This is a genomic window from Streptomyces roseochromogenus subsp. oscitans DS 12.976 (assembly GCF_000497445.1).
In the GTDB taxonomy this organism is placed as follows: Bacteria; Actinomycetota; Actinomycetes; order Streptomycetales; family Streptomycetaceae; genus Streptomyces; species Streptomyces oscitans.
The window spans coordinates 4938899-4948388 of sequence record NZ_CM002285.1 but is presented as its reverse complement, the minus strand read 5'-3'; the positions used below and the strand labels follow the sequence as shown (position 1 = coordinate 4948388).

Annotated in this window: 5 protein-coding genes, 3 tRNA genes and 1 pseudogene; 6 read left to right on the top strand and 3 right to left on the bottom strand. The window is 69.3% G+C overall.

Annotated features, from left to right (window positions below):
- Together M878_RS71000 and M878_RS70995 are read right to left on the bottom strand one after the other, a co-directional pair.
- A pseudogene (locus M878_RS71000) lies at positions 1–236 on the bottom strand (hypothetical protein); the annotation flags it as partial.
- Positions 237–397: 161 nt separating this feature from the next.
- On the bottom strand, positions 398–748 hold the full coding sequence (locus M878_RS70995) for a metallopeptidase family protein (protein ID WP_023548962.1): 351 nt from the start codon (positions 746–748) through the stop codon (positions 398–400).
- 115 nt (positions 749–863) lie between these two features.
- On the opposite strand from M878_RS70995, the gene M878_RS70990 reads away from it, so the two are divergent.
- From M878_RS70990 to M878_RS70975, 4 genes are all read left to right on the top strand, one after another.
- Positions 864–2471 carry a metallophosphoesterase family protein gene (locus tag M878_RS70990; RefSeq protein ID WP_051430276.1) on the top strand — a complete coding sequence of 536 codons (1608 nt, stop codon included), beginning with the start codon at positions 864–866 and terminating at the stop codon, positions 2469–2471.
- A gap of 80 nt (positions 2472–2551) precedes the next feature.
- Positions 2552–2624, top strand: a tRNA-Glu gene (locus tag M878_RS70985).
- 36 nt (positions 2625–2660) lie between these two features.
- Positions 2661–2735, top strand: a tRNA-Asp gene (locus tag M878_RS70980).
- A gap of 24 nt (positions 2736–2759) precedes the next feature.
- Positions 2760–2833 (top strand) — tRNA-Phe (locus tag M878_RS70975).
- A gap of 152 nt (positions 2834–2985) precedes the next feature.
- On the opposite strand, the gene M878_RS000000100060 is transcribed toward M878_RS70975, so the two are convergent.
- Positions 2986–4944, bottom strand: a complete 1959-nt coding sequence (locus tag M878_RS000000100060) for a hypothetical protein (RefSeq protein WP_425347904.1) — start codon at positions 4942–4944, stop codon at positions 2986–2988.
- 220 nt (positions 4945–5164) lie between these two features.
- Between M878_RS000000100060 and M878_RS70970 the strand changes: the two genes are divergently transcribed.
- On the top strand, positions 5165–5488 hold the full coding sequence (locus M878_RS70970; protein WP_023548956.1) for a hypothetical protein: 324 nt from the start codon (positions 5165–5167) through the stop codon (positions 5486–5488).
- A gap of 57 nt (positions 5489–5545) precedes the next feature.
- On the top strand, positions 5546–9490 hold the full coding sequence (hrpA, locus tag M878_RS70965; RefSeq protein ID WP_023548954.1) for an ATP-dependent RNA helicase HrpA: 3945 nt from the start codon (positions 5546–5548) through the stop codon (positions 9488–9490).

The window sequence follows — 9490 nt, the reverse complement described above, 5'->3', positions numbered from 1 at the left end:
GGCTTCGCCTTGCCGCCGTGCTCGTGCTTGTTGTCCTCGCCGGCCCTGCCGTTGTGCCCGCCGAAGCCGCCGGCACCGTCCACCGGGCCGCCGTCGGGCGCCTCGCCACCGTGCCGGCCGGCCGCGTGCGAGGGCCTGGCCGGGACCGCGTCGTCACCCACGTTCACACAGCCGGCGGCAGCGGCGAGGGCCAGCACCGAGACGGTGAGCCGGACGGGTACGGACAAGGGGCGCACGGCGACCACCTCCGGAGGCAAGGAACGGAGTCAACCTCCCCAACTCCCGCCGCCCGCAAGAAGACACGCGCCCCGTCCGCATCGACGCCCACCCACAAGCCGACGCACGTCTACGACCCCCTCGGCCGTAGTACGTACTTCGTCATTCACCCCTGCCGCACTCACCCGTACCCAAGGGTGTGGAGCCGGGCGTCGTCGATGCCGAAGTGGTGGGCGATCTCGTGGACCACGGTCACCTCGGTCTCGGCGACGACGTCCGCGCGGCTGTCGCACATCCTCAGCGTCGGCCCGCGGTAGACGGTGATCCGGTCCGGCAGCACACCCGCGTACCACTCGCCGCGGTCGGTCAGCGGTGTGCCCTCGTACAGGCCGAGCAGCTCGGGGTCGTCGACGGGCGGTTCGTCCTCCACGAACACCGCCACGTTGTCCATGAGCCGCGTCAGCTCCGGCGGGATCCGGTCGAGCGCCTCGGCGACCAGCTCCTCGAACTCCTCGCGCGTCATCTCCAGCACACGGTCATTGTCGGGTACGGGGGCCCGTACGAGAGCGGTGCGGCACCGCATATCCGCGAGCGGACTTGGGCATACGGCACCAATGGTCCGCGTTCCCGTCGCAGCCCTCCGCACGATGACGCACCGCCTGCGCCACGCCGCCCACGGCGCCCGCCCGCACCCCGCTCCGAAACACGCCGACCCGAAACCCACCGTCTCGAAACCCGCCGTCCCAGAACCCGCCGCACCGGACGTCACCGCCCGCCCACGCCCCTGGCTCCGTGCCCTCGGTCTCACCGCCGTCGTCCTCGTCGGCGCGTGGCTGGGGCTGCTGATCGTGGGGAACGTACGGGCCCCGGTCGGCCCCATGAACACGACGATGGCGCTGCGCCCGTCCCTCACCGGCGGCACGAAGATCAATATCTCGCCGCTGGGCGCGCTCACCCTGGACAGCCATGTGGCGCCCGTCCGCCTGGACGTGAACGTGGACCAGCTCGACCCACTGCGCTCCCAGGCGCTGGTCGACCACCCCGAGCGGATCTCCGGACTGCAGGACGAGGTCGTCAAGGACGTCGAGCACGACACGCTGGACCTGGCCGTGCGCTCCTGTGTCGCCGTGGTCGCCGGCGCCACGGCCCTCGGTCTCGCCGTCTACCGCAGCCCCCGCCGGGCCCTCACCGCCGGCGGCCTCGCCCTGACCCTGCTGGCCGCGTCCGGGGCGAGTGCGGCCGCCACCTGGAACCCGAAGTCGATACTCGAGCCGAAGTTCTCCGGCCTGCTCATCTCGGCACCGCAGGTGGTCGGCAACGCGCGCAGCATCGTCTCCGACTTCGACGTCTACCAGAAGGAGCTGGCCCGCCTGGTGACGAACGTGACGAAGCTCTACGACGTCACCTCCACGCTCCCGGCCTACGAGCCGGATCCCTCCACCATCCGGGTCCTGCACGTGTCGGACATCCACCTCAACCCGGCGAGCTGGAAGATCATCGCCTCGCTGGTGGAGCAGTACAAGGTGAACGTGATCGTGGACTCCGGCGACACGATGGACCATGGCATCGCGGCGGAGAACGGCTTCCTGGACCCGATCCGGGACCTGGGGGTGCCGTACGTCTGGGTGCGCGGGAACCACGACTCGCTGACCACCCAGCGCTATCTGGAGCGGATGAAGAACGTGCACGTCCTGGACGACGGCCGCGCCCAGACGGTCGCCGGACTGCGTTTCGCGGGCATCGGCGACCCGCAGTTCACCCCCGACCGCTCGGTGGTGCCCGGCGGCGACGCGGCCGAGCAGCTGGCGGGCGACCGGCTGGCCAGCGCCCTGCGCGACCAGAAGGCCCGGCACACCCCGGTCGACGTCGCCGTCGCCCACGAGCCGGCCGCGGCCCGCGAGACGGACGGCGAGGTGCCGCTCGTGCTGTGCGGCCATCTGCACCACGAGGGGGACGAGAAGCTGCCCTACGGCACGAGGCTGCGCATGGAGGGCTCCACGGGCGGCAGCGGGCTGCGTGCGGTGGAGCACACCTACCCGGCCCCCATCGAGGCCTCGATCCTCTACTTCGACCGCGACAGCCGGCGGCTGCAGGCCTGGGACGCGATCAAACTGGGCGGCCTGGGCGAGACGACGGCCGAGGTCAGCCGCCACCTGGCCGACGACGCCCTCCACCAGCGGACCCACCACGGCAAACCGAGCGCCACCCCCACCCCGGCAACCCCTTCCCCCGCCTCTTCCACCTCGTCGCCGTAAACCGTTTTGGCGATACTCCCCGCCATCCCATATGCTTCTCACGTCCCCGACGCGCTGAGAAGCGCCCAGGCGGGCCGATAGCCCTCATCGTCTAGCGGCCTAGGACGCCGCCCTTTCAAGGCGGTAGCACGGGTTCGAATCCCGTTGGGGGCACGCAATACCGTGTGCGACACTGTTGCACGCACGCTTGGTCCTGTGGAGCAGTTTGGAGTGCTCGCCACCCTGTCAAGGTGGAGGCCGCGGGTTCAAATCCCGTCAGGACCGCTGGTGTTTCACGTGAAACACCGTGGCTGGGTAGCTCAGTTGGTACGAGCGTCCGCCTGAAAAGCGGAAGGTCGCCGGTTCGACCCCGGCCCCAGCCACAGCCGCCCTTACAGGGCTTGAGCCCCTCTCCGGTGCAACTGGAGGGGGGCTCTTTCGTGTCGCCTGCGCCAACGGCGGGTACGCCCTCCACATACGGCAATGACCTGGGGTTTTCCCCAGGTCATCGTCATTTTCCAAGAGAACGTACGGCTCAGGGCACGTACGACCGGGAGTTGCTGGCCCACAGGGCGCCGCCCTTGCCCGGTCCGCCGGTGCTTGTGTAGACGACGAAGTTGCCGTCGCTCTGCAGCAGGGCGTACGCGCCGGTGTGGCCGCTGGTGTGGGTGGACCAGAGCGCGCTGCCGGTGCTCGAGTACACGACGAGATTGCCGTCGGTCTGCATGAAGGCATAGGCGCCGGAGTGGCCGGACGTGCCGGTGGACCAGATCGCCTTGCCGTCGTGCTTGCGGTAGATCACGAAGTTGCCGTCCGGCTGCATCACCAGGCGGGTGTACTGGGTCTGGGCCCACCAGCCGCCCTGGAGCTTCTGGCCCGAGCCGATCTTCGCCGACCGCGCGTAGGTGCCGTCCGACCACAGTGAACCGCCGGTGCCGGGCCCGCCGCCGGAGCCGTAGACCACCATGTTGCCGTCGTCCTGCACCAGGAAGTAGGCGCCGCTGTGGCCGGAGGTGTGGGTGGACCAGAGCGCACTGCCGGTGCTCGAGTAGACGACGAAGTTGCCGTCGGTCTGCATGAAGGCATAGGCGCCGGAGTGGCCGGAGGTGCCGCTGGACCAGATCGCCGGGCCGCTGCTGCTCGTTCCGTTCGTCTTGAGGTAGGCGACCAGGTTGCCGTCGCTGCCCATCGTCAGCGTGATGTTCGCGCTGCTCAGGCGGTGGCCGGAGGTGAGCTTCTGACCGGGCTGCAGCGAGTTGACCGTGTTGGCGCCGCCGGCGAAGGCAGTGATGCCATTGGGGGTGCCGAGGCCGGTCGGGCCGTCATAGCCGGTGCCGGCCGTGCACAGGTAGCTCGTCGAGCAGGTGCCGTTGCTGCCCGAGGTGACGTCGTTCAGCGCCGGCCTGTGGCCGTAGAGGTACGAGGACGGGTAGCTGTTCGCGGTCGGGGTGCCGGCGAGGGCGTAGGTGGCCGCGATGAGGGGCGAGGAGGCGCTGGTGCCGCCGTAGACGTTCCAGCCGGAGGCGCCGTAGGTGTCGTAGACGGCGACGCCGGTGGCCGGGTCGGCGACCGCGGAGACGTCGGCGACGGTGCGCTTGCCGCAGCCGGTGTCGGACTGCCAGGTGGGCTTGGCCTCGTCGGCGGAGCAGCCGGATCCGGTGCCGTCGGTGCTGTCGTTGGACCAGACCGACTCGCTCCAGCCGCGGGTGTTGCCCGCGCGGCTGAGGGAGGTGCCGCCGACCGAGGTGACGTAGGGGGAGGAGGCCGGGTACTGGACGCCGTAGCCACTGTCTCCCGCGCTGACGGTGATGGCGACGCCGGGGTGGTTGAAGTACTGGACGTCGGCGGTGGTCTCGGTCGGGTCCTCGGTGCCGCCGAAGGAGTTGGAGACGTACTTCGCACCGAGGGCGACGGCCTTGTTCTCGGCCGTGCCGATGTCGGCCATGCCCGTGGAGGAGGCCTCGACGAGCAGGATGTGGCACTGCGGGCAGGCGGCGCTCACCATGTCGAGGTCGAGGGAGATCTCGCCGGCCCAGCCGGAGTCCGCGCTCGGGTAGGTGGTGCCGCCGGTCTGGTTCACCTTCTTGAAGCAGCCGTTGGCCGTGGTGCAGGCGGGGAGGCCGTACTGGGACCGGTAGGCGGCGAGGTCGGTCTCGGCATTGGGATCGTCCATGGCGTCGACGATCGCGACGGTGCGGCCCGAACCGGCGCTGGAGGATGGCAGGTTGTAGGCGCTCTGCAGGTCCGAGGGGCCGTAGCCGGACGGGGTGGTGTTCGGGCTGACGGTCAGATGCTGGACGACGTCGGTGCGAGCCTCGGCGAGGCACGCCATGTGGCCCGGCGTGGTGGCATGGGCGCAGAGGTGTTTGACGTGGGGTGCCCCGGTGGCCGACGGTGCGGCGGACGCGGTGGCCGTGAGCCATCCGGTCGATATGAGTGCCGTGGTGGACAGCAGGGCGGCGGTGGATGCCGCCCGACGTCTCCTTGAGCGCAAGGAAATGCCCTTCTGGTGGTGGCGATGGGGGACCGAGTGGTCTGCCCATGACAGTCGGATGCTGCCGATCAATGCCGATGCAAGATCCGCAGATGGGGGGCGGGGGAACGCTAGCCACACCACCGACCACGCACAACGAGGAACAGGTAAATCCTTGATCAGGGTTGCGTACGCGCCACGGCCCCTATGATCAGGAACAAGGGAACGGGGAAACGGGGAGATGAGCCAGGACCAGGCCGTCGCCATGACGGCGGACAGTGCGCTGGAGAAGGTGCGGGCGCGGTACGGGCTGCTCGCGGTGGTCATCAGCAATCTGGCGATAGCCGCCGTCGCGATCTTCGGGGTGTGGCGGCTCCACGGGGACACGTCCGTGACCGTCGGCATCCTGACCGCCGCGTTCACTGCCGTGAGCAGCATGACCACCGCCTACCTGGGCATCAAGGCCGTCTCCAGCACGGCGAAGTCGATCGCGCTGGGCCGGCCGGGCGCCGCGCCGGCCTCGACCCCGCCGACCGCCACGCCGCCGACTCAGCGCACTCCCTGAGCAGCGCGGTCAAATCGTTCGCGTGTTTTTCGGACGGGGTGAGATCCTGGATCGCGTATGTCTACGCATCCCGCCCCCGTTCTCGGCACCCTCGCTCCCCGTCTGACCGAGTTGTCGCTGCGCGACGCGCATCGGCTCGGCCGGCGGCTCGAGGGCGCGCGCAAGATCCGTAAGCCGGAGGCCCGCGCCGCCGTCCTCGCCGAGATCGAGGCGGAGGTCGGCAAGGCCGAGGCACGGATCGGTGAACGGCGTGCCCGTGTGCCCGCCGTCTCGTACCCCGAGCAGTTGCCCGTCAGTCAGAAGAAGGACGTGATCGCGGAGGCCATCCGCGATCACCAGGTCGTCATCGTCGCCGGTGAGACAGGGTCCGGCAAGACCACGCAGATCCCCAAGATCTGTATGGAGCTGGGGCGCGGCGTGCGTGGCATGATCGGGCACACCCAGCCCCGCCGTATCGCCGCCCGTACCGTCGCCGAGCGGGTCGCGGAGGAGCTGCGCACGCCCCTCGGTGAGGCCGTCGGCTGGAAGGTCCGCTTCACGGACCAGGTGAACCCGGACGCCACCTTCATCAAGCTGATGACGGACGGCATCCTGCTCGCCGAGATCCAGACCGACCGCGAACTGCGCGGCTACGACACGATCATCATCGACGAGGCTCACGAGCGGTCCCTCAACATCGACTTCCTGCTCGGCTATCTCGCACAGCTGCTGCCGAAGCGGCCTGACCTCAAGGTCGTCATCACCTCCGCGACCATCGATCCCGAGCGTTTCTCGCGGCACTTCGGCGACGCCCCGATCATCGAGGTCAGCGGGCGGACATATCCCGTGGAGGTCCGCTACCGGCCCCTCCTCGAGGAGGAGAGCGACGACGCCGACCGGGACCAGATCACCGCGATCTGCGATGCGGTCGAGGAACTCCAGGCCGAGGGCCAGGGCGACATCCTCGTCTTCCTGTCCGGTGAGCGGGAGATCCGGGACACGGCGGATGCCCTCACCAAGAAGCAGTACCGCTTCACAGAGATCCTTCCGCTGTACGCCCGGCTGTCGCACGCCGAGCAGCACCGGGTCTTCCAGCCGCACACCGGGCGCAGGATCGTTCTGGCCACCAACGTCGCCGAGACATCCCTCACCGTGCCCGGGATCAAGTACGTCATCGACCCCGGCTTCGCCCGGATCAGCCGCTACAGCCACCGCACCAAGGTCCAGCGGCTGCCCATCGAGCCGATCTCCCAGGCCAGCGCCAATCAGCGCAAGGGCCGCTGCGGCCGGACGAGCGACGGCATCTGTATCCGGCTGTACTCCGAGGACGACTTCCTCGGCCGCCCGGAGTTCACGGACGCGGAGATCCTCCGGACGAACCTCGCCTCCGTCATCCTGCAGATGACCGCCGCCGGCCTCGGCGACATCGAGAAGTTCCCCTTCATCGACCCGCCGGACCACCGCAACATCCGCGACGGCGTGCAGCTGCTGCAGGAGCTGGGCGCGCTCAACCCGGCCGAGAAGGACGTCCGCAAGCGGCTCACCGACACCGGCCGCAAGCTGGCCCAGCTGCCCGTCGACCCGCGCCTGGCCCGGATGGTGCTGGAGGCCGACAAGAACGGCTGTGTCCGCGAGGTCATGGTCATCGCCGCCGCGCTGTCCATCCAGGACCCGCGCGAGCGCCCGGCCGACAAGCAGACCCAGGCCGACCAGCAGCACGCCCGCTTCAAGGACGAGACCAGCGACTTCCTCGCCTATCTGAACCTCTGGGGCTACATCCGCGAGCAGCAGAAGGAGCGGGGCTCCAGCTCGTTCCGGCGGATGTGCAAGCAGGAGTACCTGAACTTCCTGCGCATCCGCGAATGGCAGGACATCTACACCCAGCTGCGCACGGTCGCCAAGCAGATGGGCATCCACCTCAACGAGGAGGACGCGGCCGGCGACCGCGTCCATGTCTCGCTCCTGGCCGGCCTGCTCTCCCACATCGGGATGAAGGACGTACGGGACGGCAACAAGAACGAGTACCTGGGCGCCCGCAGCGCCAAGTTCGCGATCTTCCCGGGCTCGGCTCTGTTCAAGAAGCAGCCGAAGTTCGTGATGTCGGCGGAGCTGGTGGAGACGAGCCGGCTGTGGGCGCGGGTCAACGCCAAGATCGAGCCCGACTGGGTCGAGCCGCTCGCCGAGCACCTCCTGAAACGGACGTACAGCGAACCGCACTGGGAGAAGGACCAGGCGGCGGTGATGGCGTACGAGAAGGTCACGCTGTACGGCGTCCCGATCGTCGCCCAGCGCAAGGTGAACTACGGCCGCATCGACCCGGAGACGAGCCGCGAGCTGTTCATCCGCAACGCGCTCGTCGAGGGCGACTGGCGCACGCACCACAAGTTCTACGCCGACAACCGCAGACTCCTCAGCGAAGTGGAGGAGTTGGAGCACCGGGCGCGGCGCCGGGACATCGTGGTCGACGACGAGACGCTCTTCGACTTCTACGACCAGCGGGTGCCGGACCATGTCGTCTCCGGCGCCCACTTCGACTCCTGGTGGAAGCGGAAGCGGCACGAGCAGCCCGACTTCCTGGACTTCGAGCGGGAGATGCTCATCCGGGAGTCGGCGGAGGCGGTCACGAAGGCCGACTATCCGGACTCCTGGCGGCAGGGGCAGCTCACGTTCCGGGTGACGTACCAGTTCGAGCCGGGCGCGGACGCGGACGGTGTGACGGTCCACGTCCCGCTCCAGGTCCTCAACCAGGTCACGGACGAGGGCTTCGACTGGCAGATCCCGGGCCTGCGCGAGGAGGTCGTGACGGAGCTGATCCGCACCCTGCCCAAACCGATCCGCCGCAACTACGTGCCCGCGCCGAACTACGCGAAGGCCTTCCTGGAGCGGGCGGAGCCCCTCCAGGAGCCGCTGACCGTGACGATGGCGCGGGAGCTGAAGCGGATGGTGGGCGTCCCGTTCGAGGCGGAGGACTTCGACTGGGCGAAGGTCCCCGACCACCTCAAGATCACCTTCCGGATCGTCGACGAGCGACGCCGGAAGCTGGCCGAGGACAAGGACCTGGAGGCGCTGAAGCTCAAGCTGAAGCCGAAGGCGAGGCAGGCCCTGTCCCAGGCGGCCGCGGCTACGGCCTCCCGCGAGGGCGGCGAGTCCCTGGAGCGCAAGGGCCTCACCGACTGGACGATCGGCACGCTCACCCGGGTCTTCGAGACCCGCCGCGCCGGCCAGCCCGTGAAGGCGTACCCGGCGCTGGTGGACGACGGCGACACGGTCTCGGTCCGCCTCTTCGACACGGAGGCGGAGCAGGCCGAGGCGATGTGGCAGGGCACCCGGCGGCTCATCCTGCGGAACATCCCGGTGAACCCGGCGAAGTTCGCGTCCGAGAAGCTGACCAACGCCCAGAAGCTGGCCCTGTCCGCCAACCCCCACGGCTCCGTCCAGGCCCTGTTCGACGACTGCGCGATGGCGGCGGCGGACAAGCTGATCGCAGACTTCGGCGGGCCGGCGTGGGACGAGGAGTCGCACCGGAAGCTCTACGACAAGGTGCGCGCGGAGATCGTCGGCACGACGGTCCGCACGGTCGGCCAGGTGCAGCAGGTCCTCGCGGCCTGGCAGGCCTGCGAGCGCCGCCTGAAGGCCGTGAGCAGCCCGACGCTGCTCGCGAACCTGACGGACGTCCGCAAGCAGCTGGACGCCCTCGTGAAGCCGGGATTCGTCACGTGGGCGGGCATACGCCGCCTGCCCGACCTGATGCGGTACATGGTCGCCGCCGACCGGCGCCTGCAGCAGATGCCGACGAACGTCCAGCGGGACACGACGCGCATGGAGAAGGTCCACGAGATGCAGGACGAGTACGCCTGGCTCCTGGAGCAGCTCCCCCAGGGCCGCCCGGTGCCGCGGCAGGTCCTGGACATCCGGTGGATGATCGAGGAACTCCGGGTCAGCTATTTCGCCCATGCCCTGGGCACGGCGTACCCCGTCTCCGACAAGCGGATCGTGAAGGCGATCGACGCGGCCGTACCGTAA